The organism is Pseudomonas sp. MWU13-2862 (assembly GCF_023242495.1).
GTDB classification, from domain to species: domain Bacteria; phylum Pseudomonadota; class Gammaproteobacteria; order Pseudomonadales; family Pseudomonadaceae; genus Aquipseudomonas; species Aquipseudomonas gingeri_D.
Window position 1 is genome coordinate 177,398 of the sequence record NZ_JALMEZ010000008.1, and the last position, 24,056, is coordinate 201,453.

22 protein-coding genes are annotated in these 24,056 nt (G+C 62.6%); 8 read left to right on the forward strand and 14 right to left on the reverse strand.

The window, feature by feature from the left end; genetic code table 11:
* The first annotated feature begins 182 nt into the window (after positions 1 to 182).
* Positions 183 to 854, forward strand: a complete 672-nt coding sequence (locus M5C56_RS16375; protein ID WP_103498286.1) for a response regulator — start codon at positions 183 to 185, stop codon at positions 852 to 854.
* Complete coding sequence (locus M5C56_RS16380; RefSeq protein ID WP_103498287.1) at positions 847 to 2,238, forward strand: sensor histidine kinase; 1,392 nt, start codon at positions 847 to 849, stop codon at positions 2,236 to 2,238. The genes M5C56_RS16375 and M5C56_RS16380 overlap by 8 nt, the downstream gene beginning before the upstream one ends.
* Here the strand turns inward: M5C56_RS16380 and M5C56_RS16385 are convergent.
* Complete coding sequence (locus M5C56_RS16385) at positions 2,235 to 3,056, reverse strand: HDOD domain-containing protein (RefSeq protein WP_103498288.1); 822 nt, start codon at positions 3,054 to 3,056, stop codon at positions 2,235 to 2,237. The genes M5C56_RS16380 and M5C56_RS16385 overlap by 4 nt on opposite strands.
* Positions 3,057 to 3,079: 23 nt before the next feature.
* Positions 3,080 to 4,021, reverse strand: coding sequence for a folate-binding protein YgfZ (locus M5C56_RS16390; protein ID WP_103498289.1), 942 nt, complete (start codon positions 4,019 to 4,021; stop codon positions 3,080 to 3,082).
* A gap of 151 nt (positions 4,022 to 4,172) precedes the next feature.
* On the opposite strand from M5C56_RS16390, the gene M5C56_RS16395 reads away from it, so the two are divergent.
* Positions 4,173 to 4,427, forward strand: coding sequence for a succinate dehydrogenase assembly factor 2 (locus tag M5C56_RS16395; RefSeq protein WP_100944438.1), 255 nt, complete (start codon positions 4,173 to 4,175; stop codon positions 4,425 to 4,427).
* Complete coding sequence (locus tag M5C56_RS16400) at positions 4,411 to 4,863, forward strand: protein YgfX (RefSeq protein ID WP_103498290.1); 453 nt, start codon at positions 4,411 to 4,413, stop codon at positions 4,861 to 4,863. Before M5C56_RS16395 ends, M5C56_RS16400 begins: the two co-directional genes overlap by 17 nt.
* On the opposite strand, the gene nadB is transcribed toward M5C56_RS16400, so the two are convergent.
* A complete protein-coding gene (nadB, locus tag M5C56_RS16405; RefSeq protein WP_103498291.1) occupies positions 4,832 to 6,448 on the reverse strand; it encodes an L-aspartate oxidase in 1,617 nt (538 codons plus the stop codon). The genes M5C56_RS16400 and nadB overlap by 32 nt on opposite strands.
* A 541-nt stretch (positions 6,449 to 6,989) precedes the next feature.
* Here nadB and rpoE point away from each other — a divergent pair.
* The 4 genes from rpoE to M5C56_RS16425 all read left to right on the forward strand — a co-directional run bounded on the left by rpoE (position 6,990) and on the right by M5C56_RS16425 (position 10,823).
* Positions 6,990 to 7,571, forward strand: a complete 582-nt coding sequence (rpoE, locus tag M5C56_RS16410; protein ID WP_017127586.1) for an RNA polymerase sigma factor RpoE — start codon at positions 6,990 to 6,992, stop codon at positions 7,569 to 7,571.
* 31 nt (positions 7,572 to 7,602) lie between these two features.
* Positions 7,603 to 8,196, forward strand: coding sequence for an RseA family anti-sigma factor (locus M5C56_RS16415; RefSeq protein ID WP_103498292.1), 594 nt, complete (start codon positions 7,603 to 7,605; stop codon positions 8,194 to 8,196).
* An 8-nt stretch (positions 8,197 to 8,204) separates the two neighbouring features.
* Positions 8,205 to 9,182, forward strand: coding sequence for a MucB/RseB C-terminal domain-containing protein (locus M5C56_RS16420; protein ID WP_103498293.1), 978 nt, complete (start codon positions 8,205 to 8,207; stop codon positions 9,180 to 9,182).
* 207 nt (positions 9,183 to 9,389) lie between these two features.
* Positions 9,390 to 10,823 carry a DegQ family serine endoprotease gene (locus tag M5C56_RS16425; protein ID WP_247263209.1) on the forward strand — a complete coding sequence of 478 codons (1,434 nt, stop codon included), beginning with the start codon at positions 9,390 to 9,392 and terminating at the stop codon, positions 10,821 to 10,823.
* 63 nt (positions 10,824 to 10,886) lie between these two features.
* On the opposite strand, the gene M5C56_RS16430 is transcribed toward M5C56_RS16425, so the two are convergent.
* From M5C56_RS16430 to arcA, 11 genes are all read right to left on the reverse strand, one after another.
* Positions 10,887 to 11,372, reverse strand: a complete 486-nt coding sequence (locus M5C56_RS16430) for an RDD family protein (RefSeq protein WP_103494224.1) — start codon at positions 11,370 to 11,372, stop codon at positions 10,887 to 10,889.
* 115 nt (positions 11,373 to 11,487) lie between these two features.
* Positions 11,488 to 11,700 carry a cold shock domain-containing protein gene (locus M5C56_RS16435; RefSeq protein WP_003175786.1) on the reverse strand — a complete coding sequence of 71 codons (213 nt, stop codon included), beginning with the start codon at positions 11,698 to 11,700 and terminating at the stop codon, positions 11,488 to 11,490.
* Positions 11,701 to 12,126: 426 nt separating this feature from the next.
* Positions 12,127 to 13,251 (reverse strand): glycine cleavage system aminomethyltransferase GcvT, encoded by a 1,125-nt coding sequence (gene gcvT, locus M5C56_RS16440; protein WP_103494223.1) that lies wholly within the window; start codon positions 13,249 to 13,251, stop codon positions 12,127 to 12,129.
* A 59-nt stretch (positions 13,252 to 13,310) separates the two neighbouring features.
* Positions 13,311 to 14,687, reverse strand: coding sequence for an L-serine ammonia-lyase (locus tag M5C56_RS16445; protein WP_103494222.1), 1,377 nt, complete (start codon positions 14,685 to 14,687; stop codon positions 13,311 to 13,313).
* A 265-nt stretch (positions 14,688 to 14,952) separates the two neighbouring features.
* Positions 14,953 to 17,802, reverse strand: coding sequence for an aminomethyl-transferring glycine dehydrogenase (gene gcvP / locus M5C56_RS16450; RefSeq protein ID WP_103494220.1), 2,850 nt, complete (start codon positions 17,800 to 17,802; stop codon positions 14,953 to 14,955).
* A gap of 9 nt (positions 17,803 to 17,811) precedes the next feature.
* Entirely contained in the window at positions 17,812 to 18,189 is a 378-nt protein-coding gene (gene gcvH, locus M5C56_RS16455) for a glycine cleavage system protein GcvH (RefSeq protein WP_103494219.1), read from the reverse strand.
* A gap of 310 nt (positions 18,190 to 18,499) precedes the next feature.
* Entirely contained in the window at positions 18,500 to 20,008 is a 1,509-nt protein-coding gene (locus M5C56_RS16460; RefSeq protein ID WP_103494218.1) for a sigma-54-dependent transcriptional regulator, read from the reverse strand.
* A 111-nt stretch (positions 20,009 to 20,119) separates the two neighbouring features.
* A complete protein-coding gene (locus M5C56_RS16465) occupies positions 20,120 to 20,479 on the reverse strand; it encodes a DUF5064 family protein (protein ID WP_103494217.1) in 360 nt (119 codons plus the stop codon).
* A gap of 55 nt (positions 20,480 to 20,534) precedes the next feature.
* Positions 20,535 to 21,464, reverse strand: coding sequence for a carbamate kinase (gene arcC, locus M5C56_RS16470; RefSeq protein WP_103494216.1), 930 nt, complete (start codon positions 21,462 to 21,464; stop codon positions 20,535 to 20,537).
* 150 nt (positions 21,465 to 21,614) lie between these two features.
* On the reverse strand, positions 21,615 to 22,625 hold the full coding sequence (locus M5C56_RS16475) for an ornithine carbamoyltransferase (protein ID WP_103494215.1): 1,011 nt from the start codon (positions 22,623 to 22,625) through the stop codon (positions 21,615 to 21,617).
* A 158-nt stretch (positions 22,626 to 22,783) separates the two neighbouring features.
* Complete coding sequence (gene arcA / locus M5C56_RS16480) at positions 22,784 to 24,040, reverse strand: arginine deiminase (RefSeq protein WP_103494214.1); 1,257 nt, start codon at positions 24,038 to 24,040, stop codon at positions 22,784 to 22,786.
* Positions 24,041 to 24,056: the final 16 nt, after the last annotated feature.

Consider the following 24,056-nt stretch of genomic DNA (forward strand, 5'->3'; position numbering starts at 1 on the left):
GGACCTGCTCCGACGGTGGTCGTCACTGTCCGTGAGGGGACTCTAATGGGTCAACCTTTCACCAGGCTTTCAGCGCAAAAGGTCCGCTGAACTCGGCCGGCGATGGCTAGCGGCGCTTTGTTTATCCGGTAGACTCCCGGCCAAAAGGGCGTTTAAGTCAGCCCGGTCGAGGTAGGAAATCCATGCGCGTGCTTCTGGTCGAAGACCATCCCCAACTGGCTGAAAGTGTTGCCCAGGCGCTCAAGAGCGCGGGCTTGACCGTGGATGTGCTGCACGATGGGGTGGCCGCCGACCTGGCCTTGAGCAGCGAGGAATACGCCGTGGCGATCCTCGACGTGGGCCTGCCGCGCCTGGACGGTTTTGAAGTCCTGGCCCGTTTGCGCGCCCGCGGCAAGAACCTGCCGGTGCTGATGCTCACCGCGCGCAGTGATGTGAAGGACCGCGTCCATGGCCTGAACCTGGGGGCCGACGATTACCTGGCCAAGCCGTTCGAACTCACTGAGCTGGAAGCACGGGTCAAGGCGCTGCTGCGCCGTAGCGTGCTCGGCGGTGAGCGCCAGCAACGTTGCGGGCCGCTGGTCTACGACCTGGACACCCGGCGTTTCAGCCTTGGCGACGAACTGCTGACCCTGACTTCGCGCGAACAAGCAGTGCTCGAGGCACTGATTGCCCGACCGGGTCGGGTGATGAGCAAGGAGCAGTTGGCCGCGCAGGTCTTCGGCCTGGACGAGGAGGCCAGCGCCGACGCCATCGAGATCTACGTGCACCGCCTGCGCAAGAAGCTCGACGGCCAGGCGGTGGTCATCGTCACCTTCCGTGGCCTCGGCTATCTGCTGGAACACCGCGATGCATAAGGCCGGCAGCCTGCGTTGGCGGCTGCTGTGGAACCTGGCGTTGTTGCTGGTGGCATTGATGCTCGCCAGCGGCTGGAGCGCTTATTACAACGGTCGCGAAGCGGCGGATACGGCCTATGACCGTACCTTGCTGGCCTCGGCGCGGACCATCGCCGCCGGCCTCTCGCAACGCGACGGCAGCCTGAGCGCCAACGTGCCCTACGTGGCCCTGGACACCTTTGCCTATGACAGCGCCGGGCGGATCTACTACCAGGTCAACGACATCCACCAGCAGTTGATTTCCGGTTACGAAAACCTCCCCGCACCGCCGCCCGGCACGCCGCGCACCGATGACTATCCGGCGCTGGCGCGCTTCTACGACGGCCAATATCGCGGGCAGAACGTGCGGGTGGTGAGCCTGCTCAAGGCGGTCAGCGAGCCGAACATGAACGGCATGGCGGAAATCCGCGTGGCCGAAACCGATGAAGCCCGGGTCAACATGGCCCGTAGCCTGATGGCTGACACCCTGCTGCGCCTGGGAATGCTGGCGGGTGGCGCGTTGCTGCTGGTGGGCTTTGCCGTGAGCGCGGCCTTGCGTCCGTTGGAGCGTTTGCGTGCGGCGGTGGAAGAGCGCCAACCGGACGATCTGCGGCCCTTGCCGCTGGTGGAGGTGCAGCATGAACTCTGGCCATTGGTGCGCTCGCTCAATCACTTCACCGAACGCCTGCGTCGGCAGTTCGAGCGCCAGGGGCAGTTTATCGCCGACGCCGCCCATGAACTGCGCACGCCGCTGGCGGCGCTCAAGGCGCGTCTTGAGCTGGGCTTGCGGGCGAACGAGCCGGCGATCTGGCGCGAGACCCTGGAAGCCACGGCCCAGGGTACCGATCGCCTGACCCATCTGGCCAATCAGTTGCTGTCGCTGGCGCGGATCGAAAATGGCGCGCGGGCGATTGCCGAGGGCGGCGCGCAGTTGCTCGATCTCAGTCAGCTGGCGCGGGAGTTGGGCATGGCGATGGCGCCGCTGGCCCATGCGCGGGGTGTGGCGTTGGCGTTGGAGGCCGACGAGCCGGTGTGGTTGCGGGGTGAGCCGACCTTGCTCAACGAGTTGTTGAGCAACCTGGTGGACAACGCCCTGGCCCATACACCGTCCGGTGGCAATGTGATCCTGCGGGTCTGCTTGCCGGCGGTGCTGGAGGTCGAGGACGACGGGCCGGGGATTCCGTTGGAGGAGCGGGGACGGGTCTTCGAGCGTTTTTACCGGCGTCATCAGCAGGGCGTCGGTGCCGGGCTGGGTTTGGCGATTGTCGGCGAGATCTGCCGGGCGCATCTGGCGCAGATCAGTCTGCACGAGGCCCAGCCCCACGGTTTGAAGGTCCGTGTGAGCTTTATCGCCGGATCAGTCTAGCGGAACATCTCCCGCGCTTCGTTGAGCTGGTCACTGAGGGCGCTGCTCTGCGCATCCAGCCCCAGCTTGATAAAGGCTTTCAAATCACCCAGGGCGATTTGCCCGAAAGGATGCGCCGTGCCCTGATGGCAAAACACACTGGCGATCTGCACCAGGCCGATATAGTCGACGCCCTTGCTGTCACGCTCCAGGTTCAGGTATTGCCCGGGCAGCTTGGCGAGCATCTCCGGAAACTCCCAGACCTTCAGCAACTCGTCGCCGAGCAATGGGTGAATGCTGTCGATCACATGATCCAGGCTCAGCGGATCGGCGAGCAACTCATAGTGGTCCTCGGCATAGGTCAGGATCGGCAGAACGCCGATCTGGTGCACGAGCCCACCCAGCGCCGCCTGGTCCGGCTTGAGCAGGGTGAAGTTGCGGCACAGCACGTAGCAGACCCCGGCGATCTCCAGGCTCTTGCGCCAGACCTCGCGCATCTTCTGTTCCACCACCTCGGAGCGGGCATGGAAAATCTGCTCCATGACCAGGCCGATGGCCAGGTTGCTGCTGTAGTTGACGCCCAGCCGGGTGATAGCCGTGTGCAGGTCGGTAACTTCATGGCTGGCCCGCAGCAACGGGCTGTTGACCACCTTGATCAGGCGCGCCGACAAGGCAGTGTCGCCACCGATCACTTTGCTCAAGGTGCTGACACTGATCTCCGGATCTTCCGCCGCCTTGCGAATCTTCAGGGCCACTTCCGGGAGGGTCGGCAGAACCAGGTCATCGTTGTCGATGGCCTTGACCAAATCCCGTTGGACCTTTTCCGCCAGCTTGTTCATTTCAATTCTCTAGGGCGGTGCGTTTAACGCTGGATTTCGCTGTCGCGGTCCAGTTGATAGGGCAAGTCCAGTAATGTCAGGGCCGGACCTTGCAAATCGCCCAGGTGCACATGACCTTCCTGCGCAGCTTCGGCTTGCAGAACGGCCAGGAGTTCAATGCCATTTTCCGCTCGGGCGGCGATCACCACTTCACCGATGGCGCTGCCATGGGAGGGAGCGAACAGCGTACTACCCGGTTCCGGCAGCTGGTCGGCCACCAGCGCCAGACGATAAAGGCGGCGCTTGAGCTTGCCCAGGTACTGCATGCGGGCGACGATTTCCTGCCCTGTATAGCAGCCTTTCTTGAAGCTTACGCCACCGACCGCCTGCAAATTGAGCATTTGTGGAATAAACAGTTCGCGGGTCTGCGGCATGACCTGGCCGATACCGGCACGCACCTGGCCGAGCAGCCAGGTGTTCAGATCGGCTTCACGCAGTTGCGCGGCCAGATGCTCGCGCACCCGGGCGGCCTGATCCGCTGGAACCCAGAGTTCGCTGCGTCCCGGGGAAACCCGCAGGGCGATCAGATTGTCCGCGCGGACCACCGCGTCGGTCTCTGTCGGCAGCTCAAGGCCCAGGCCGCGCAAGGCGGCGTCGCCGTCACCGAGGCCGAAACGGACCCAGCCGGCGCTTTCGTCGGTGAGCTTGGATTTGGAGAACACCGCGTATTTTTTCAGGTCCGCCAGTTGCGGCTCCAGCAGCTCGCCGGCCATCGCCAGCAGCACGCCGTCACCTTCGAGCAGGATACGGAAGCTCGACTGCATGCGGCCTTTTTGCGTGCAGCGGGCACCGAGGCTGGCCCGCGCGTCACTCAGGTAGTTGAGGTTGCAGGTCAGCTGGCCCTGGAGAAACTTGGCGGCGTCGGAGCCGCGGACGGCAAGAACGCCTTCGTGGGTCAGCGTGCAGAAAAAAGCGGAATCGGCCATGGGTCATCGCAGCGGAATAAAGGATGGGAGACATCATAGAGGGGCGCCTGGCAAATGGGTAGTTCACAACAGTGCCCGTGCCCCCGACCAAAGCCGACTGTCCGCACGCGCGCAGGGCTGTATACTTGCGCTCAAATTTGAGGAGCGCTCCATGGTCGAAGATGTAGAACTCAATCGCCTCTATTGGCACAGCCGGCGCGGCATGCTGGAGCTGGACGTGTTGCTGGTACCGTTCGTCAGGGAGGTGTACCCGCATCTGAGCCAGGCTGACCGCGACTGCTATCGCAACCTGCTCGAATGCGAGGACCAGGACATGTTCGGCTGGTTCATGGAGCGCTCCGAATCGGAAGATCCTGAGTTGCAGCGAATGGTTCGCATGATCCTGGATCGTGTCCAGCCCAAGTAATCTGTTCGAATGCCGCTGGCAGGCCTCACGGCTGCTGCCGGCGGTGTATCTCGGGGCCCTGGGCCTTTCGTTGGTTTCGCTTTGTCTGCTGGATATTCCGCGCTGGGCCAGTCTGTCCGGGGCTTTGCTGTGCCTGCTGCATAGCGCCTGGGTGTTGCCACGGCAGTTGCTGCTGAGCCATCCGTCGGCTTTTACCGGCTTGCGCCGTGACGAGCAGGGCTGGCAGCTGTGGAGCCAGGCCGCTGGCTGGCAACCGGTGCAGTTGTGCCGCGACAGCCTGGCCCTGCCGTGGCTGGTGCTGCTGCGTTTTCGCCTGCCGGGCGAGCGCCGGGTCCGTGCGCTGTGTGTCCCCTGGGATGCGCAGGCGCCGGATGTGCATCGGCGCCTGCGCGTACGCTTGAAGTTCAGCCGACGTAGGTGGGCGGCACCAGGATAGTGTCCAGCGCCTCGGGCAGCAGGTCCGGGTAGTCGAGGGTGTAATGCAGGCCCCGGCTTTCCTTGCGTTCCATGGCTGAACGAATCATCAGTTCGGCGACCTGGGCCAGATTGCGCAACTCGATCAGGTCGCGGCTGACCTTGTAGTTGCTGTAGAACTCATCGATCTCGTCCAGCAGCAGGCGCACGCGATGTTGCGCTCGTTGCAGGCGCTTGTTGGTGCGCACGATGCCGACGTAGTCCCACATGAAGCGCCGCAGTTCGTCCCAGTTGTGCGCGATGATCACGTCCTCGTCGGAGTCGGTCACCTGGCTCGCATCCCAGCTCGGCAGGGCGGCCGGCACGGCGATCTGCGGCAGTTGCTGGAGAATGTCCGCCGCCGCCGAGCGGGCGTAGACGAAACATTCGAGCAGCGAGTTGCTGGCCATGCGGTTGGCGCCGTGCAGGCCGGTGAAGCTGGTCTCGCCGATGGCGTACAGGCCGGGCACATCGGTACGGCCCTGTTGGTCCACCAGCACGCCGCCACAGGTGTAGTGCGCGGCGGGGACCACGGGGATCGGGCCTTTGGTGATGTCGATGGAGAATTCCAGGCAGCGTTCGTACACCGTCGGGAAGTGCGCCTTGATAAAGGCTTCGGGCTTGTGGCTGATGTCCAGATAGACGCAGTCGATACCCAGGCGCTTCATCTCATGGTCGATGGCCCGGGCCACGATGTCCCGTGGCGCCAGTTCGGCCCGTGGATCGAAGCGCGGCATGAAGCGTTCGCCGTTGGGCAGCTTCAGGTGCGCGCCTTCGCCACGCAGGGCCTCGGTGATCAGAAAACTCTTGGCCTGGGGGTGATACAGGCAGGTGGGGTGGAACTGGTTGAACTCCAGGTTCGCCACCCGGCAGCCCGAGCGCCAAGCCATGGCGATGCCGTCGCCGCAGGCACCGTCGGGGTTGCTGGTATAGAGGTAGACCTTGGCCGCGCCGCCCGAGGCGAGCACGGTGAAACGCGCGCCATAGGTGTCCACCTCGCCGGTGCCGCGGTCAAGCACGTAGGCCCCCAGGCAGCGGTCGCCGGCCAGGCCCAGGCGTTTTTCGGTGATCAGGTCGACGGCCACCCGTTGTTCCAGCAGCTCGATATTGGGCCGCCGGCGGGCTTGCTCCAGCAGGGTCTTGAAGATCGCCGCGCCGGTGGCGTCGGCGGCATGGATGATCCGTCGATGGCTATGGCCGCCCTCGCGGGTCAGGTGGAACTCGAAACCGCCGTCATCGGCACTGGCCTCTTCGTCGCGGGTAAACGGCACGCCCTGGTCGATCAGCCACTGGATGGCCTCGCGGCTGTGCTCGACGGTGAAGCGCACGGCGTCTTCGTGGCACAGGCCACCGCCGGCGTTGAGGGTGTCCTCGACGTGGGACTGCACGGTGTCGGTATCGTCGAGCACCGCGGCGACTCCGCCCTGGGCCCAGAAAGTCGAACCGTTGGCCAGGTTGCCCTTGCTCAGGACGGCAATGCGCAGATGGCTGGGCAGGGTGAGGGCCAGGCTCAGGCCGGCGGCACCGCTGCCAATCACCAGCACATCGTGTTGAAAATGTCGGCTCATCAGAAACATCCGAAAAAAGCGCCCGGGGGCAGTTGCCGGGCCCCGCCCGACAGCCCACTAGTATATGGCTGGGGGGAGCGGCACAATAGCCGGGCCTTTGTGGCATTGTGAAAGGGCTGTGGGCGCTGAGTGTGCGCCAGTCCATGCCGCCATGCATGCGCTTTTGCAGGGTAAGGCAATGATTTTTCAGCTATAACCAAGGCTCAGGCAGCCGTGGTCAGCACAGCCATTACAATGCCATTACCCGCTGGGGGTTCCGGGAACTTTTACGGGGCTCCGGGCTCCCATGCGGGGTGCCTGAAAGAAGGGGACAGCGTCGGCTTTATGCGAGGTGCCTGAGACGGCCTTCGCAAGCAGATTCGACGACCAGATTATTCACGCAGTCGGCGCTGGCCGTGCTGCGTTTTTCGTGTGTGTCCGTTCGGCGGGCCACAGGAAACTTGCTTGAAGGGGGAGAACTTTTGCCAGAAGCCCGAGTCTATGTTTGCAAGCCTGGTCAATTCGCGATGCACGCCTCCTTCAGGTCCTATGAGGAGTGTTCATGCTAACCCAGGAAGAGGATCAGCAGCTGGTCGAGCGCGTTCAACGCGGCGACAAGCGGGCATTTGATCTGCTGGTGCTGAAGTATCAGCACAAAATTCTCGGGTTGATCGTGCGATTCGTGCACGACACCCATGAAGCCCAGGACGTTGCACAGGAAGCCTTTATCAAAGCCTACCGTGCATTGGGCAATTTTCGCGGTGACAGTGCTTTTTACACCTGGCTCTACCGCATCGCCATCAACACGGCGAAGAACTACCTGGTGTCCCGCGGTCGCAGGCCACCGGACAGCGATGTGAGTTCAGAGGACGCGGAGTTCTACGACGGCGATCATGGCCTCAAGGACCTCGAGTCGCCGGAGCGTGCATTGTTGCGGGATGAGATCGAAGGCACCGTCCATCGGACCATCCAGCAATTGCCAGAAGATTTGCGTACGGCTTTAACTTTACGTGAATTCGACGGTCTGAGTTATGAGGACATTGCAGCCGTCATGCAGTGTCCGGTGGGCACCGTGCGCTCCCGGATTTTCCGCGCTCGGGAGGCCATCGATAAAGCCCTGCAGCCGTTGTTGCAGGAAACCTGAGACAGCGGCGACAGCCAAGAGAGGAACCGCCATGAGTCGTGAAGCCCTGCAGGAATCGCTGTCCGCGGTGATGGATAACGAAGCGGACGAACTGGAATTGCGTCGGGTGCTCAATGCCCTTGACGATGCCGAGACCCGTGCCACCTGGTCTCGTTACCAAATCGCCCGGGCAGTGATGCACAAGGAACTGTTGGACCCGCGCCTGGACCTGGCCTCGGCCGTTTCCGCGGCCCTGGCCGGCGAAGAAGTCCCGGCTAAAAACACTCGCGGTCCGTGGCGTACCCTCGGTCGCCTGGCCGTCGCGGCCTCGGTCACCCTGGCCGTACTGGCCGGTGTGCGTCTGTACAACCAGGATGACATTGTCGGTGCCCAACTGGCCCAGCAATCGAACCAGCCAGGCTTGGTTGCCCCTACGGCCAAAGGCCCGGCGGTGCTGGCCGGCTACACTGAAAGCAGCGACCAGTCGACCGGCCCGATGGCCAACGGCGTGCTGCAGCAAGGCCAGTCCGGCTGGCACGATCAGCGTTTGCCAGGCTACCTGCGCCAGCATGCGCAACAGGCCGCACTCAAGGGCTCTGAAAGCGCTCTGCCCTACGCCCGTGCCGCCAGCTTGGAAAACCGTTAAGGAGGATCATGCGCGCGCTACCTCTTCTAACGCTGGTGCTCAGTGGCTGGTGGGCTCTTCCAGCCCAGGCCGATGAGGCCCAGGACTGGTTGAACCGTCTTGGGCAAGCCGAGCAGCAGCAAAGCTTTCAGGGCACTTTCGTCTACGAGCGCAACGGTAGTTTTTCTACCCATGGCATCTGGCACCTGGTGCGCGATGGCAAAGTTCGTGAGCGTCTGATCCAGCTTGATGGCTCGGCACAAGAGGTTGTTCGCGTCGATGGTCATACCCAGTGCGTCAGTGGTGCGCTGGTGGCGGGGCTCGGCGATATGCCCGATTCCCATACCCGCTCCCTGGACACCCAGACCCTCAAGACCTGGTACGACATCGCCGTCGTCGGCAAGTCGCGGGTGGCCGGTCGTGCCGCCGTGGTGGTCTCGCTGACGCCGCGTGACCAGCATCGTTATGGTTTTGAACTGCATCTGGATCGTGAGACCGGCTTGCCCTTGAAGTCATTGTTGCTCAATGACAAGGGGCAGTTGCTGGAGCGTTTCCAGTTTACCGAATTGAATACCACCCAGCCTCCCGAGGAAAGCCAGGTACAGCCGAGTGCCGAGTGCAAGCCGGTGGTCCTGTTGACCAACCAGGCCCAGCCCAAGGTGCAGGCACTGGGAGCAGCGGTGGCCCAGTTGTGGCATTCGGACTGGCTACCGCCGGGTTTCGAACTGGTCAGCAGCACGGCGCGGGTCGACCCGGCCACCAAGGTCGAGGTCAGCAGCTTGATGTATGACGACGGTCTGTCGCGTTTTTCGGTGTTCCTTGAGCCCCTCAACGGTGCCACGGTAACCGACGCCCGGGCCCAGTTGGGGCCGACGGTCGCGGTGTCGCGACACCTGACCACGCCGAGCGGCGACATCATGGTCACGGTGGTGGGTGAGATTCCCATCGGTACGGCCGAACGGATTGCACTGTCCATGCGTTCCGGCAATGCGCAGGCCAAGCAGTGAGCTGCTGAATCATGGGGGCTGTGGGGGGGCTGGTGCAGAAATGTTTGGTGATCAAATTCATTTGCAAATATCCCTGAATTTTCCTATAGGTCAGAGCCCCTCAGCTCTGGCCTTGTTTGCTGTTTCCGGTCCGAAAGTCCCGGTGTTTCATGCCTGGGGCTTGCAAGGGCCTATCGCTTAATCATGCTCGTTGTTCACGGGAGCCATATGTCGATACCACGCTTGAAGTCTTATCTGTCCATTGTCGCCACCGTCCTGGTGCTCGGCCAGGCGATGACCGCCCAGGCCGCTGACTTGCCCGACTTCACCGAACTGGTGGAGCAGGCTTCGCCGGCGGTGGTCAATATCAGCACCACCCAGAAACTGCCGGATCGCAAGGTTTCCGACATGCAGGGGCTAGAAGGCCTGCCGCCGGAAATCCAGCAATTCTTCCGCGGTTTCCCGCAGCCGCGCAGTCCGAAAGGTGGTGGCGGTGGCGGCGGTCGCCAACGTGAAGCCCAGTCCCTGGGATCGGGCTTCATCATCTCCAAGGACGGCTACATCCTGACCAACAACCATGTGGTCGCCGATGCCGACGAGATCGTGGTACGCCTGGCTGATCGCAGCGAGCTCAAGGCCAAGCTGGTGGGCACCGACCCACGTTCCGACGTGGCGCTGTTGAAGATCGACGGCAAGGACCTGCCGACCCTCAAACTCGGCAAGTCCAAGGACCTGAAAGCCGGGCAGTGGGTTGTGGCCATCGGTTCGCCGTTTGGCTTTGACCATACCGTGACCCAGGGCATCGTCAGCGCCGTGGGCCGCAGTCTGCCGAACGAGAACTATGTCCCGTTCATCCAGACCGACGTGCCGATCAACCCGGGTAACTCCGGTGGCCCGCTGTTCAACCTCAAGGGTGAAGTGGTCGGGATCAACTCGCAGATCTATACCCGCTCCGGTGGCTTCATGGGGGTTTCCTTCGCGATCCCGATCGACGTGGCCATGGACGTCTCGGACCAACTGAAGGCCGGTGGCAAGGTCAGCCGTGGCTGGTTGGGCGTGGTGATCCAGGAGGTCAACAAGGACCTGGCCGAGTCGTTCGGCCTGGACAAACCGGCCGGTGCCCTGGTCGCCCAGGTGCAGGACGGTGGTCCGGCGGCCAAGGGTGGCCTGCAGGTCGGTGACGTGATCCTCAGCCTGAACGGCCAGCCGATCGAGCTGTCGGCTGACCTGCCGCATCTGGTCGGCGCGTTGAAGGCCGGTGACAAGGCGTCCCTGGAAGTGATTCGTGAAGGCAAGCGCAAGACCGTGGACCTGACGGTCGGTGCGATTCCGGACGAAGGCAAGGAAATGGATCTCGCCAAGGCCAACGGTGCCGAGCGCAGCAGCAACCGCCTGGGGATTTCCGTGGTCGAGCTGAGCGATGAGCAGAAGAAAGACAACGACCTCAAGGGTGGCGTGGTCATCAAGGATGTCCAGGACGGTCCCGCAGCCTTGATCGGCCTGCAACCGGGCGATGTGATCACCCACCTGAACAACCAGGCGATCACTAGCGCGGCGCAGTTCACCGACATTGCCAAGGCCCTGCCGAAGAATCGTTCGGTGTCCATGCGCGTACTGCGTCAGGGACGTGCCAGCTTCATTACCTTCAAATTGGCTGAATAAGCCCGACTGAAGTCGCTGTATGAAAAAGCCCGCCTCGAAACAGGCGGGCTTTTTTGCGCCGGCTTACTTGGAAGGTTTGGGCAGGCGGACCAACTGGCTGTTGGAGTAGATGTCGTGCCAGCTGCGCTTCTGCTTGTCGACCAGCGACCAGAGAAAACCCAGGCCGAAGATCCAGGAAGCAATCGATACGATAAAGCGCAGCAGCGCCTGCCAGAGACTGATGGCTGTACCGTCGGTGTTCTGTACGCGAATGCCCCAGACCTGCATGCCCAGGGTCTGGCCCTTGTAGGTCCAGAACTTGGCGAAAAAGCCGAACAGCACGAACAGCAGGATTGTCGACAGCAACGGATCGCCGTCCAGCGCCCCGGCGTCGGAGAGCTTGCGCAGTTGCTGTTCGCCGACGATCGCCATCTGCACCAGCTTGTAGATAAAAGCAGTGACGATCAGCAGCGCGGTGCACAGCAGGAAATCATAGAACATCGCGGCCAGGCGACGGCCCAGGCCGGCGGCGGGGAAATCACCCTGGGGGCTCAGCACGTGTTTTGACATGGTGGCTCTCTCCGTGAGGACTGAAAAAAGCCAGTTTACGAAATTGCGCTCATAAAAAAGCCCCTGATATCAATATCAGGGGCTTTTCATTGCAAGAAAACGGGCTCCCTGGGGATCAGGCTTCCGCTTGCACTTCATCAGCCTGCATGCCTTTCTGGCCCTGCACGGCGACGAAGGTCACTTTCTGGCCTTCTTTCAGGCTCTTGAAGCCGTTGCCCTGAATAGCGCGGAAATGGACGAACAGATCCGGACCGCTTTCTGGAGTGATAAAACCAAAACCTTTCTCGTCGTTAAACCACTTGACGGTACCGCTCTGACGTTGGGACATTTTCTTATTTCCTTGACGCTAAAATTAATGACAGTCCCTTTCATATGAAAGAGTACTGGGCTGGGTTGCAGGAAAGTAAGAGGCGTCGAACGGGTTGTAGCAAACTTCAGGCTACTGCCCAGGTCACGATTCCAAGCGACCCATGCAAACACAGTAGAGAAACTCTACGCCAACTCCGGGAGAAAAAACAAGCCCTGCGAAACCCCCAGGTTTATGGCTGTTTATGGGGGGTTGCAGGGCCTTGCAGGCGGTCGCTGGCCATCCACGTGGGTGGGCTTATTTTAGACTGTTATAACGCAAGTTCATTGACGCATATATGCACTGTTTTGTGGCGGTTGCGTGACAAGGTAGTGCACTGTTTCAACGTCGGCTTAGTTGTTACTGTAAGTATCAACAGGGGTATCGGCCCCTGTTGAGGACGCTGTATCAGCCCCTGTAGTAACGCTGTGGCACAAACGGCATTTTGCTCACCTTGAGCGGTACGCGCTTGCCACGCACGATGGCCCAGACTTCGCTGTCCAGGGCGGCCTGCGAGCTGTCTACATAGCCCATGGCCAGAGGCGCGCCGAGGGTCGGACCGAAGCCGCCGCTGCAGACATTGCCGATCACCTGGCCGTCCTGGTCGACGATTTCCGCGCCTTCGCGCACCGGTGTGCGTTCCTGCGGTAACAGGCCTACACGTTTGCGTGACACACCCTGTTGCTGCTGGGCAAAAACCGTCTCGGCACCGGGGAAACCACCGGCCCGTGCACCGTCGACGCGGCGGACCTTGGAGATCGCCCAGAGCAGGCTGGCCTCGACCGGTGTGGTCTCGCTGTTCATATCGTGCCCGTACAGGCACAGGCCGGCTTCCAGGCGCAGGGAATCGCGGGCGCCGAGGCCGATGGCCTCGACTTCGGTTTCGGCCAGCAGGCTGCGGGCCAAGGCTTCGGCGCTGGCAGCCGGTACGGAAATTTCGAAACCGTCTTCGCCGGTGTAGCCGGAGCGGCTGACGTAGCAGTCCACCCCCAGCAGGCGCACGCTGGCGAACTGCATAAAGGTCATTTTTGTCACTTCAGGGGCCAGGCGCGCCAGGACGCTGACCGCGGCCGGGCCTTGCAGGGCGAGCAGGGCGCGTTCTTCGAACAGAGGCAGGACTTCGCACAGGTGGCCCAGGTGTTTTTGCAGGTGCGCCAGGTCCTGTTCCTTGCAGGCGGCGTTGACCACCAGGAACAGTTCGTCGTTACCCAGGTTGGCGACCATCAGGTCATCGAGGATGCCACCGGCTTCGTTGGTGAACATCGCATAACGCTGCATGCCCACCGGCAGGTCGATGATATCCACCGGTACCAGGGCTTCCAGAGCCTTGGCGGCAGCGGCGCCGACCAGGCGGATCTGGCCCATGTGCGAGACATCGAACAGCCCGGCTTTTTCACGGGTGTGCTGGTGTTCTTTCATCACGCCCAACGGGTATTGCACCGGCATGTCGTAGCCGGCGAACGGCACCATGCGCGCGCCGAGTTGCAGGTGCAGGGCGTGCAGCGGGGTTTGCTTCAGGGATTCGGTGGACATTGCAGCTCCTTAAATGGGGTGTGGAGGGGATGGCCAGAACCACTCCCCTTGAATGAGGGTCAGCACTCGATGATGTTGACGGCCAGACCGCCGCGCGCGGTCTCCTTGTATTTGCTTTTCATGTCGGCGCCGGTCTGGCGCATGGTGCGAATCACCTTGTCGAGGGAGACGAAGTGCTGGCCGTCGCCGCGCAGGGCCATGCGCACGGCGTTGATGGCTTTCACCGAGCCCATGGCGTTGCGTTCGATGCACGGCACTTGCACCAGGCCGCCGATGGGGTCGCAGGTCAGGCCGAGGTTGTGTTCCATGCCGATTTCAGCGGCGTTCTCCACCTGTTGCACGGTGCCGCCGAGCACTTCGCACAAGGCCCCGGCGGCCATCGAGCAGGCCACGCCGACTTCGCCCTGGCAGCCGACTTCGGCGCCGGAGATCGAGGCGTTTTCCTTGTAGAGAATGCCGATGGCGGCGGCGGTGAGGAGGAAGCGCACCACGCCGTCTTCATTGGCACCGGCAATAAAGCGCATGTAGTAATGCAACACGGCGGGGACGATCCCGGCCGCACCATTGGTGGGCGCGGTGACCACGCGACCGCCGTTGGCGTTTTCTTCATTGACTGCCAGAGCGTAGAGGTTGACCCAGTCCAGCACCGACAGCGCATCGCGCAACGCCGCTTCCGGGTGCTTGCACAGCTGGCGATGGAGTGCCGCGGCGCGCCGCTTGACCTTCAAGCCGCCGGGCAGGATGCCTTCATTGCGGCAACCGGCGTCGACGCAGTCCTGCATCACCTGCCAGATCTTCAGCAGGCCGGCGCGGGTTTCCGCCTCCGGGCGCCAGGCGCTTTCGTTGGTCAGCATCACCTGGCTGATGGACAGGCCGTAGGTGGTGCAATGGCCGAGCAGTTCCTTGGCGCTTTTGAACGGGAAGGTCAGCGGCGTGCTGTCCTCGACGATGCGGTCGGCGCCGGCGGCGTCTTCATCGACCACGAAACCGCCGCCCACCGAGTAATACTCGCGGCTGCGGATCTGGATGCCGGCGGCGTCGAAGGCGCGGAAGATCATGCCGTTGGGGTGATAGGCCAGGGGTTTCCTGATCATCGCCAGGTGGAGTTTTTCATTGAATTCGATGGAGTGCTCGCCGAGCAGGTTCAGGCGGCCGTTACTGCGAATAGTGTGCAGGCGGGCGGCGACGGATTCTGTATCGACGGTATCCGGGTGTTCACCTTCCAGGCCCAGGAGCACGGCCTTGTCGCTGCCATGGCCTTTGCCGGTGGCGCCGAGCGAGCCGTACAGCTCGACTTTGACGCTGGTGGTCTGTGACAGCAGTTGCTCGCGCCGCAAACCCTCGACGAAACGCGCGGCTGCGCGCATCGGACCGACGGTGTGGGAGCTGGAGGGACCGATGCCGATCTTGAACAGGTCGAACACGCTCAGGGACATATGGGTTCTCCGGTTTTTTCTTTTAATTATCGGCTAAAAAACAACACGGACACTGTAAAGGTAGGGCTTGCCAGAGAAGCTTTTGGTGTTCTTGAGGGCCTCTTCGCGGGCAAGCCCTGCTCCTACAGTTCGGTGTGTTACCCAGATTCTGTAATCGACGCAGTACTGTAGGAGCAGGGCTTGCCCGCGAAGCTTTTGGCGATCTTGAGTGCTCCTTCGCAAGCAAGTCCTGCTCCTACAGGGAGGCGTTCCTTTACAACTCAGGTCAGGCGTAGTTCTCGATCGACGGGCAGGCGCAGACCAGGTTGCGGTCGCCGAACACGTTGTCGACACGCCCCACCGGCGGCCAGTACTTGCCTTCGATCAAGGACGCCACCGGGTACACCGCCTGTTCGCGGCTGTACGGGTGGAACCACTCGCCGACGATTTCCGCCGCGGTGTGCGGGGCGTTCTTCAGCGGGTTGTCGTCCTTGTCCAGGCTGCCGTTTTCCACCGCGCGGATTTCTTCGCGGATGTGGATCATGGCGTCGCAGAAGCGGTCCAGTTCTTCCTTGGATTCGCTTTCGGTCGGCTCGATCATCAGGGTGCCGGCCACCGGGAACGACATGGTCGGGGCATGGAAACCGAAGTCGATCAGACGCTTGGCGACGTCATCGACGCTGATGCCGCTGCTGTCCTTCAACGGACGCAGGTCGAGGATGCACTCGTGGGCCACCAGGCCGTTGCTGCCGCTGTAGAGCACCGGGTAGTGCTCTTCCAGGCGCCGGGCGATGTAGTTGGCATTGAGGATCGCCAACTGCGAGGCGCGCTTGAGGCCTTCGCCACCCATCATGCGGATATACATCCAGGTGATCGGCAGGATGCTTGCGCTGCCGAACGGCGCCGCGCAGACCGCGCCTTCCTTGCGCTCCATGGTGCCGTGACCCGGCAGGAACGGCGTCAGGTGCGACTTCACACCGATCGGACCGACGCCCGGGCCGCCACCGCCGTGGGGAATGCAGAAGGTCTTGTGCAGGTTCAGGTGCGATACATCGCCGCCGAACTTGCCCGGGGCGCAGAGGCCGACCATGGCGTTCATGTTGGCGCCGTCGATATACACCTGGCCGCCGTTGTCATGAATGATGCCGCAGATTTCGCGGATACCTTCCTCGAACACACCGTGGGTCGACGGGTAGGTGATCATCAGCGCGGCGAGGTGCTCGCGGTGCTCGATCGCCTTGGCCCGCAGGTCTTCGATATCGACGTTACCGCGGGCATCGCAGGCGGTGACGATCACGCGCATGCCGGCCATGTTCGCCGTGGCCGGGTTGGTACCGTGGGCCGACGACGGGATCAGGCAGATATCGCGGCGCTCGTCGCCACGGCTCTGGTGGAAGGCACGGATCGCCAGCAGGCCGGCGTATTCGCCCTGGGAACCGGCGTTCGGTTGCAGGGAAATCGCGTCGTAGCCGGTGGCGGCGCAGAGCATCGCTTCCAGCTCATCGGTCAGTTGCTGGTAGCCGGCGCTCTGCTCGGCCGGGGCGAACGGGTGCAGGGCACCGAATTCGGCCCAGGTCACCGGGATCATTTCGCTGGCGGCATTGAGCTTCATGGTGCAGGAGCCCAGCGGGATCATGGTGCGATCCAGGGCCAGGTCCTTGTCGGCCAGCTTGCGCAGGTAGCGCATCAGCTCGGTTTCCGAGTGATAACGGTTGAATATCGGGTGGCTGAGGATGGCCGACTGGCGCACCAGGGCTGCCGGGATACGGCTTTCGACCGACGCGGCCAGGACGTTGAAGTCCGGTACGGCTTTGCCGCCGGCCAGCAGTTTCCACAGGTTTTCGATATCGGCCTGGCTGGTGGTCTCGTCCAGGGACAGGCCCAGGCGCTGGGCATCCACGACGCGCAGGTTGATGCGCTGGGCGCGTGCCTGTTCGTGCAGGGCCGCGGTCTGTGCGCCGGTGTTGAGGGTCAGGGTGTCGAAGAAGTTGTCCTGCTCGACCGTCAGGCCCAGGGCGCTCAGGCCCTTGGCGAGGATCGCGGTGAAGCCGTGGATACGCTGGGCAATCTGGATCAGGCCTTTTGGACCGTGATACACCGCGTACATGCTGGCGATGTTGGCCAGCAGGACCTGGGCGGTGCAGATGTTGCTGGTGGCTTTCTCGCGACGGATATGTTGCTCGCGGGTCTGCATGGCCAGGCGCAGGGCCGGCTTGCCGAAACGGTCCACCGAGACGCCGACCAGACGGCCGGGCATGTCGCGCTTGAACGCATCGCGGGTGGAGAAGTAGGCCGCGTGCGGGCCACCGAAGCCCAGCGGGACACCAAAGCGCTGGGCGCTGCCGATGGCCACGTCGGCACCGAACTCGCCCGGCGGGGTCAGCAGGGTCAGGGCCAGCAGGTCGGCGGCGACCGCCACCAGGGCGTTGGCCGCATGGAAACGCTCGGTCAGGGCGCGGTAGTCGAACAGATCACCGTTGCTCGCCGGGTATTGCAGCAGGGCGCCGAAGAACGGGCTGACGTCGGTCAGTTGGTGTTCATCGCCCACCACCACGTTGATACCCAGGGGCTCGGCACGGGTGCGCAAGACGTCGAGGGTCTGCGGATGGCAGTGCACGGAGGCGAAGAAGGCATTGCTGCCCTTGTTCTTGCTCAGGCGCTTGCAGAAGGTCATGGCTTCGGCGGCGGCGGTGGCTTCGTCGAGCAGCGAGGCGTTGGCGATCGGCAGGCCGCTGAGGTCGCTGATCAGGGTCTGGAAATTCAGCAGCGCTTCCAGGCGACCCTGGGAGATTTCCGGTTGGTACGGGGTGTAGGCGGTGTACCAGGCGGGGTTTTCCAGGAGGTTGCGCAGGATCGGCGACGGCGTATGGCAGTTGTAGTAGCCCTGGCCGATGTAGGTCTTGAACAGCTGGTTTTTCGCGGCGATGGCCTTGATCGACGCCAGGGCGTCGGCTTCGCTTTGCCCGGCCCCGAGGTCAAGGACGCTGGTGCCCTTGATGCTGTCGGGGATCACGCTGGCGCTGAGGGCTTGCAAGGAATCGAAACCGAGGGTTTCGAGCATGGCCTGTTCGTCTGCCTGGCGCGGGCCGATATGACGGGCGATAAATTCGTTGGCGGTGCTGAGATTGACAGTCATGACGATTCCTCAGGCGTTGGCTTTGATCAGTTGGTCGTAGGCATCCTGATCCAGCAGTCTAGCGACTGCCGAGGCATCGGTTGGGCGGAAGCGGAAAAACCAGCCTTCGCCCAGGGGATCTTCGTTGACCAGCTCGGGGCTGTCTTCCAGCGCCAGGTTGAATTCGAGCACTTCACCGTCCAGGGGCATGTACACGCCGCTGGCGGCCTTGACCGATTCCACGGTGGCGGCTTCGGCGCCTTTGTCGTACTGCTGCAGTTCCGGCAGTTGCACAAACACCACGTCGCCCAGGGCGTTTTGCGCGAAAGCCGTGATGCCGACCGTGACACTGCCATCGGCTTCGGTACGCAGCCATTCGTGGTCTTCAGTAAAACGCAACTCGCTCATGGAAACTCCTAAGGGGGCCAGACTCGTCGTCAGGTGGACGCAGGGGATGCGGGATCGACGTCCCGCTGAATGGGAGTTCCCATAGCAAGTTTGTGGCCAATACTGCCCGAGGCTTGTAAATCAAGGGTTTGCGGGTTTTTTACGCACACTGGATGGCCGCGGCTGTAGCGAAATCGCTACAGTTGGAGGGCAGAAAAAAAGCCTAACAGGATCAAAGCCTTGTGCAGTGGGGATTGGCTTGAAGTGTAGCGAAATCGTTCCGCTGTAGCGCTTTCAGTACAGATGGAGGTCGCTTTTCGCGCGTGTTGCCTCAGGACTTGCCGGGAATGCCGTATTTGCGCAGGCGATGGGCAATGGCCGTATGGGAGGTCTGCAGTCGACTGGCCAGTTGCCGGGTCGAGGGATACTGCACGTAGAGCTTTTCCAGCAGGGTCTTCTCGAAATCCTCGACCGCCTGTTCCAGGCTGTCGATCTCCGGGTCGCTCTGACGTGCCACCGAGGTTCCGGCAATGTCCAGGTCGCCGATATCCACCACACTGCTCTCGCAGATCGCCGCCGCGCGGAAGATCACGTTCTGCAATTGCCGCACATTGCCCGGCCAGCGGTTGTCCAGCAACGCTGGATAGGTTCCGGGTGCCAGTCGGCAGACCGGACGCTGGATCTGCGTGCAGGCCTGCTGCATGAAATAGCGTGCCAGCAACAGGATGTCCTGGCCACGCTCGCGCAGCGGCGGGACCTCGACATTGAGCACGTTCAGCCGGTAGAACAGGTCTTCGCGAAAACTGCCTTCGCTGACCATCTTCTCCAGGTTGCGGTGGGTGGCGCTGAGAATCCGCACGTTGACCTTGACCTCGCGGTCCCCGCCGACGCGACGGAAGCTGCCGTCATTGAGAAAACGCAGCAACTTGGCTTGCAGGTATGGCGACATTTCGCCGATCTCATCGAGAAACACCGTGCCCTGGTTCGCCAGCTCCATCAGTCCCGGCTTGCCGCCGCGCTGGGCGCCGGTAAAGGCCCCGGGGGCGTAGCCGAACAATTCGCTTTCGGCGAGGTTTTCCGGCAGGGCCGCGCAGTTCAGGGCCAGGAAGGGGGCACTGTGGCGCGCACTGATGGCATGGCAGGCCCGCGCCACCAGCTCCTTGCCGGTGCCGGTTTCGCCCTGGATCAGCAGCGGTGCGTCGAGGGCCGCGACCCGCTGGGCACGGGCCTTGAGGGTACGAATCGCCGGAGACTCGCCGAGCAGCGCGTCGAAACCTTCGGCATGGTCGTGGTGCAGAGCCGACAGACGCTCGCCGATGCGGTTCGGCTGGTACAGGGTCAGCAGTGCGCCGGCATCGGTGATTGGCGTGGCGTCGAGCAGCAGGGTCTGGCCGTTGACGGTGATTTCCCGCAGCGGCAGGCGGAAACCGTTTTCCAGCAGGGTGTCCAGGAGATTGGGGTCGGCAAAGAGTTCGGCGACGCTTTCACCCGCCGGCTCGCGACCGTACAGGGCAATCAGCGCCGGGTTGGCCAGCAGCACGTGGCCGGCGCTGTCCAGGGCCAGCACCGGGTCGGTCATGGCCGCGAGCAGGGCGTCGAGTTGCAGGTGGCGGCGCTGTCCCGGGAGGATATCCACCACCGTTACCGCCTCTACGCCACGGACGCTGAACAGCGCGTCGCGCAACTCCTCGAGCACTTGCGGGCTGAGGGTCGGGGCGTCGATATAGACGTTGGGCGGAACCATCTCCACCGCATCCAGGTTGAGATTGCGTCCACCGAGCAGGGCCAGGACTTCCTGGGTGATGCCGACGCGGTCGATGAAACTGACGTGGATACGCATGGGGCGATTCGGTGTTCCGGGCGCGAGGGCGGCAATTATGCCTTGGCGTGTGGGGTTTGGTGAAATCTACCGCGTGAACGCCCCTGTCCTGTTACTGGAACGAGCCTCTGGTCAGCTCAGATGTTCAAGCTTCATCGGGTCGCCTGACTTGACGTCGAGCTTGGCCCGCACATCCTCGAACATCTCGTCGTAGTATTTGTGCAGGGAAATGATGCTGGCATTTTTCGGCATGCCGTATTTCTGCGCGATATGGCTGGCGACGCGGGCAAAGTCGAAGGCCTGGTCCTTGGGCATGAAGAACGACTCGTCGAGGGACTTGCCCTCGATGGTGCCGTGCAAGGTAAAGCGCATGCCGGTGCCTTCCTTCGGGTCCTGGGCGACTTCATAGTCGAAACTCAGGTTGTAGCTGAAATCGTCCTTGTTCAGCGCATGGCGCTCGATATGCAGGTGACCGGGCGTGAACGTGGCCATGGTGTTCTCCTTCAAGGCATGGAGTAGGGCAGACCACGGGCCTGCCCGATGGTTCTCATGAATAAGTGATGCCGGGTTGTGCCGTACTGATCCGCGTACCCGCCTTACCTTGGACTATCGCCTCGATATCCGCCAGTGAACCGATTACCGCGGCCTTGCCGGTGTGCCGGGCGAACTCGCAGGCGGCCTGGACTTTCGGGCCCATGGAGCCGGCGGCGAAACCGAGTTTTTCGAGATCGTCCGGATGGGCCTGGATAATGGCCTTCTGGGACGGCAGGCCCCAGTCGACAAAAGCGGCATTGACGTCCGTGGCGATCACCAGCAGGTCGGCCTCCAGCTGTTCGGCCAGCAGCGCCGAGCACAGGTCCTTGTCGATCACCGCTTCGATGCCCTTGAGCTTGCCGTCCTCGCCGTACATTGTCGGGATGCCGCCACCGCCGGCACAGATCACGATGCTGCCCTTGTCCAGCAGCCATTTGATCGGACGGATCTCGAAGATGCGCTTGGGTTTCGGGCTGGCGACCACGCGGCGGAATTTGTCGCCGTCCGGGGCGATGCTCCAGCCTTTTTCAGCGGCCAGTCGTTCTGCTTCGGCCTTGCTGTAGACCGGGCCGATGGGCTTGCTCGGGTGCTGGAAAGCCGGGTCCTCGGGGTCGACTTCGACCTGGGTGAGCAGGGTGGCGAAGGGCACTTCGAAGTCCAGCAGGTTGCCCAGTTCCTGTTCGATGATGTAGCCGATCATGCCTTCGGTTTCCGCGCCGAGCACGTCCAGCGGGTAGGGCGAGAGCTGGGTGTAGGCGGCCGCCTGCAACGACAGCAGGCCGACCTGCGGGCCGTTGCCGTGGGCGATGACCAACTGGTTGCCGGGGTAGATCTTGGCAATCTGTTCGGTGGCGATACGGATATTGGCGCGTTGATTGTCCGCGGTCATGGGTTCACCACGACGCAGGAGGGCGTTACCGCCCAATGCTACGACGATACGCATAAGTACTGTCCTTCCAGAGGTTGCATGAGTTCCCCTGTAGGAGCGAGCTTGCTCGCGATGGAGGTCGACGATAACGCGGGGTACCAGGTGTCACAGGGCGCCCGTGCGATTATCGCGAGCTTGCTCGCTCCTACAGGGGGAGCGCCGGTCCTAGATATCCGCCAGCGCCGACACCAGGATCGCCTTGATCGTGTGCATGCGGTTTTCCGCCTGCTCGAAGGCGATATTGGCCGGCGACTCGAACACCTCCTCGGTCACTTCAACCCCATTGGCCAGGTGCGGGTAACGCGACGCGATATCCTTGCCGACCTTGGTCTCGCTGTTGTGGAACGCCGGCAGGCAGTGCATGAACTTGACCCGGGGATTGCCCGAGGCCTTCATCATTTTTGCATTGACCTGATAGGGCATCAGTTGCTCGATACGCTCGTCCCAGGCTTCCACCGGCTCACCCATGGACACCCAGATATCGGTGTGGATGAAGTCCACGCCCTTGACCGCTTCCTGCGGGTCTTCGGTGATGGTGATGCGCGCGCCGCTTTCCTCGGCAAAGGCCTTGCACTGGGCGATGAAATCTTCATGGGGCCACAGCGCCTTCGGCGCGCCGATGCGTACGTCCATGCCGAGCTTGGCGCCGATCATCAGCAGCGAGTTGCCCATGTTGTAGCGCGCATCGCCAAGGTAGGCGTAGCTGATGTCATGCAGCGGCTTGTCGCTGTGCTCGCGCATGGTCAGGGTGTCGGCGATCATCTGTGTCGGGTGGAACTCGGCGGTCAGGCCGTTGAACACCGGCACGCCGGCGAACTTCGCCAGTTCTTCGACGATCTCCTGTTCGAAGCCCCGGTACTCGATGGCGTCGAACATCCGCCCCAGCACGCGGGCGGTGTCCTTCATGCTTTCCTTGTGGCCGATCTGCGACGACACCGGGTCGATATAGGTGACGTGGGCGCCCTGGTCATGGGCCGCGACTTCGAAGGCGCAACGGGTGCGGGTCGAGGTCTTCTCGAAGATCAGCGCGATGTTCTTGCCCTTGAGGTGCTGCTGCTCGGTGCCGGTGTACTTGGCGCGCTTGAGGTCGCGGGACAGGTCCAGCAGGTAGTGCAGCTCGCGATTGGTGTGGTGCATCAAGCTCAGCAGGCTGCGGTTACGCATATTAAAAGCCATTTCTTGGATCTCCTCGGGTATGGGTTATCCGCCTGTCCCGGTCGGGTGCCGCCGTCCTGTAGGAGCTGGGCTTGCCCGCGAAGGCGTCTTCAAGATCGCCAAAAGCTTCGCGGGCAAGCCCGGCTCCTACCAGGGGCAAGGGCAGGCTTGAATATCGGTCAGTAATCGATCGGGTCACGGATGATCGGGCAGGTCATGCAGTGACCACCGCCGCGGCCACGGCCCAGTTCGCTGGCGCTGATGGTGATGACCTCCACGCCGGCCTTGCGCAGCAGGGTGTTGGTGTAGGTGTTGCGGTCGTAGCCGATCACCACGCCGGGTTCCACGGCCACCACGTTGTTGCCGTCGTCCCACTGTTCGCGTTCGGCGGCGAAGCTGTTGCCGCCGGTTTCCACCACCCGCAGGGCCTTGAGGTTGAGGGCCTGGGCGACGGTGTCGAGGAAGTTGGTTTCTTCACGGCGGACATCGATGCCGCCAGGCTTGCTCTCGTCAGGGCGCAGGGTGAAGGCGACGATCTGGTTCACCACTTCCGGGAAGATGGTCACCAGGTCGCGGTCGCAGAAGCTGAATACGGTGTCCAGGTGCATGGCCGCGCGGGACTTCGGCAGGCCGGCAACGATCACCCGTTCCACGGCGTTGTGCTTGAACAGGTTCAGCGCCAACTGGCCGATGGCCTGGCGCGAGGAGCGTTCGCCCATGCCGATCAGCACCACGCCGTTGCCCAGGGGCATCACGTCGCCGCCTTCAAGGGTGGCGTTGCCGTGCTCCTGGTCCGGGTCGCCGTACCAGACCTGGAAGTCGGCGTTGACGAATTCCGGGTGGAATTTGTAGATGGCACTGGCCAGCAGGGTTTCCTGGCGTCGCGCCGGCCAGTACATCGGGTTGAGGGTCACGCCGCCAAAGATCCAGCAGGTGGTGTCGCGGGTGAACTGGGTATTGGGCAGCGGCGGCAGGATAAAGCTGGAGTGGCCGAGGAAGTCGCGGAACATCTCGATGGTCTTGCCGCCGAAGCTGTTCGGCAGGTCATCGGCCGAGACGCCGCCGATCAGGAACTCGGCGATCTTGCGCGGTTCCAGGCTGCGCAGCCACGAGTCGACCTCGTGGACCAGCCCCAGGCCGACCTGGTTGGCGGTGATCTTGCGTTCGAGGATCCAGTCCAGGGCTTCCTTCTGAGCGACGATATCGGTCAGCAGGTTGTGCATTTCCAGCACGTCGATATCGCGTTCGCGCATCTTGGTGACGAAGTCGAAGTGATCGCGCTTGGCCTGGGCCACCCAGATCACATCGTCGAACAGCAGCTCATCGCAGTTGTTCGGGGTCAGCCGCTGGTGCGCCAGGCCCGGTGAGCAGACCAGCACCTTGCGCAGCTTGCCGGCTTCGGAATGAACGCCGTATTTCACTTTTTCCGTGGTCATTGCAGATCCTCCAGGG

What these genes read in the sequence shown, in the direction of transcription:
- M5C56_RS16375 (WP_103498286.1), top strand. Translation starts at nt 183, where the DNA reads ATGCGCGTGCTTCTGGTCGAAGACCATCCCCAACTGGCTGAAAGTGTT.
- M5C56_RS16380 (WP_103498287.1), top strand. Translation starts at nt 847, where the DNA reads ATGCATAAGGCCGGCAGCCTGCGTTGGCGGCTGCTGTGGAACCTGGCG.
- M5C56_RS16385 (WP_103498288.1), bottom strand. Translation starts at nt 3,056, where the DNA reads ATGAACAAGCTGGCGGAAAAGGTCCAACGGGATTTGGTCAAGGCCATC.
- M5C56_RS16390 (WP_103498289.1), bottom strand. Translation starts at nt 4,021, where the DNA reads ATGGCCGATTCCGCTTTTTTCTGCACGCTGACCCACGAAGGCGTTCTT.
- M5C56_RS16395 (WP_100944438.1), top strand. Translation starts at nt 4,173, where the DNA reads ATGGTCGAAGATGTAGAACTCAATCGCCTCTATTGGCACAGCCGGCGC.
- nadB (WP_103498291.1), bottom strand. Translation starts at nt 6,448, where the DNA reads ATGAGCCGACATTTTCAACACGATGTGCTGGTGATTGGCAGCGGTGCC.
- rpoE (WP_017127586.1), top strand. Translation starts at nt 6,990, where the DNA reads ATGCTAACCCAGGAAGAGGATCAGCAGCTGGTCGAGCGCGTTCAACGC.
- M5C56_RS16415 (WP_103498292.1), top strand. Translation starts at nt 7,603, where the DNA reads ATGAGTCGTGAAGCCCTGCAGGAATCGCTGTCCGCGGTGATGGATAAC.
- M5C56_RS16420 (WP_103498293.1), top strand. Translation starts at nt 8,205, where the DNA reads ATGCGCGCGCTACCTCTTCTAACGCTGGTGCTCAGTGGCTGGTGGGCT.
- M5C56_RS16425 (WP_247263209.1), top strand. Translation starts at nt 9,390, where the DNA reads ATGTCGATACCACGCTTGAAGTCTTATCTGTCCATTGTCGCCACCGTC.
- M5C56_RS16430 (WP_103494224.1), bottom strand. Translation starts at nt 11,372, where the DNA reads ATGTCAAAACACGTGCTGAGCCCCCAGGGTGATTTCCCCGCCGCCGGC.
- M5C56_RS16435 (WP_003175786.1), bottom strand. Translation starts at nt 11,700, where the DNA reads ATGTCCCAACGTCAGAGCGGTACCGTCAAGTGGTTTAACGACGAGAAA.
- gcvT (WP_103494223.1), bottom strand. Translation starts at nt 13,251, where the DNA reads ATGTCCACCGAATCCCTGAAGCAAACCCCGCTGCACGCCCTGCACCTG.
- M5C56_RS16445 (WP_103494222.1), bottom strand. Translation starts at nt 14,687, where the DNA reads ATGTCCCTGAGCGTGTTCGACCTGTTCAAGATCGGCATCGGTCCCTCC.
- gcvP (WP_103494220.1), bottom strand. Translation starts at nt 17,802, where the DNA reads ATGACTGTCAATCTCAGCACCGCCAACGAATTTATCGCCCGTCATATC.
- gcvH (WP_103494219.1), bottom strand. Translation starts at nt 18,189, where the DNA reads ATGAGCGAGTTGCGTTTTACTGAAGACCACGAATGGCTGCGTACCGAA.
- M5C56_RS16460 (WP_103494218.1), bottom strand. Translation starts at nt 20,008, where the DNA reads ATGCGTATCCACGTCAGTTTCATCGACCGCGTCGGCATCACCCAGGAA.
- M5C56_RS16465 (WP_103494217.1), bottom strand. Translation starts at nt 20,479, where the DNA reads ATGGCCACGTTCACGCCCGGTCACCTGCATATCGAGCGCCATGCGCTG.
- arcC (WP_103494216.1), bottom strand. Translation starts at nt 21,464, where the DNA reads ATGCGTATCGTCGTAGCATTGGGCGGTAACGCCCTCCTGCGTCGTGGT.
- M5C56_RS16475 (WP_103494215.1), bottom strand. Translation starts at nt 22,625, where the DNA reads ATGGCTTTTAATATGCGTAACCGCAGCCTGCTGAGCTTGATGCACCAC.
- arcA (WP_103494214.1), bottom strand. Translation starts at nt 24,040, where the DNA reads ATGACCACGGAAAAAGTGAAATACGGCGTTCATTCCGAAGCCGGCAAG.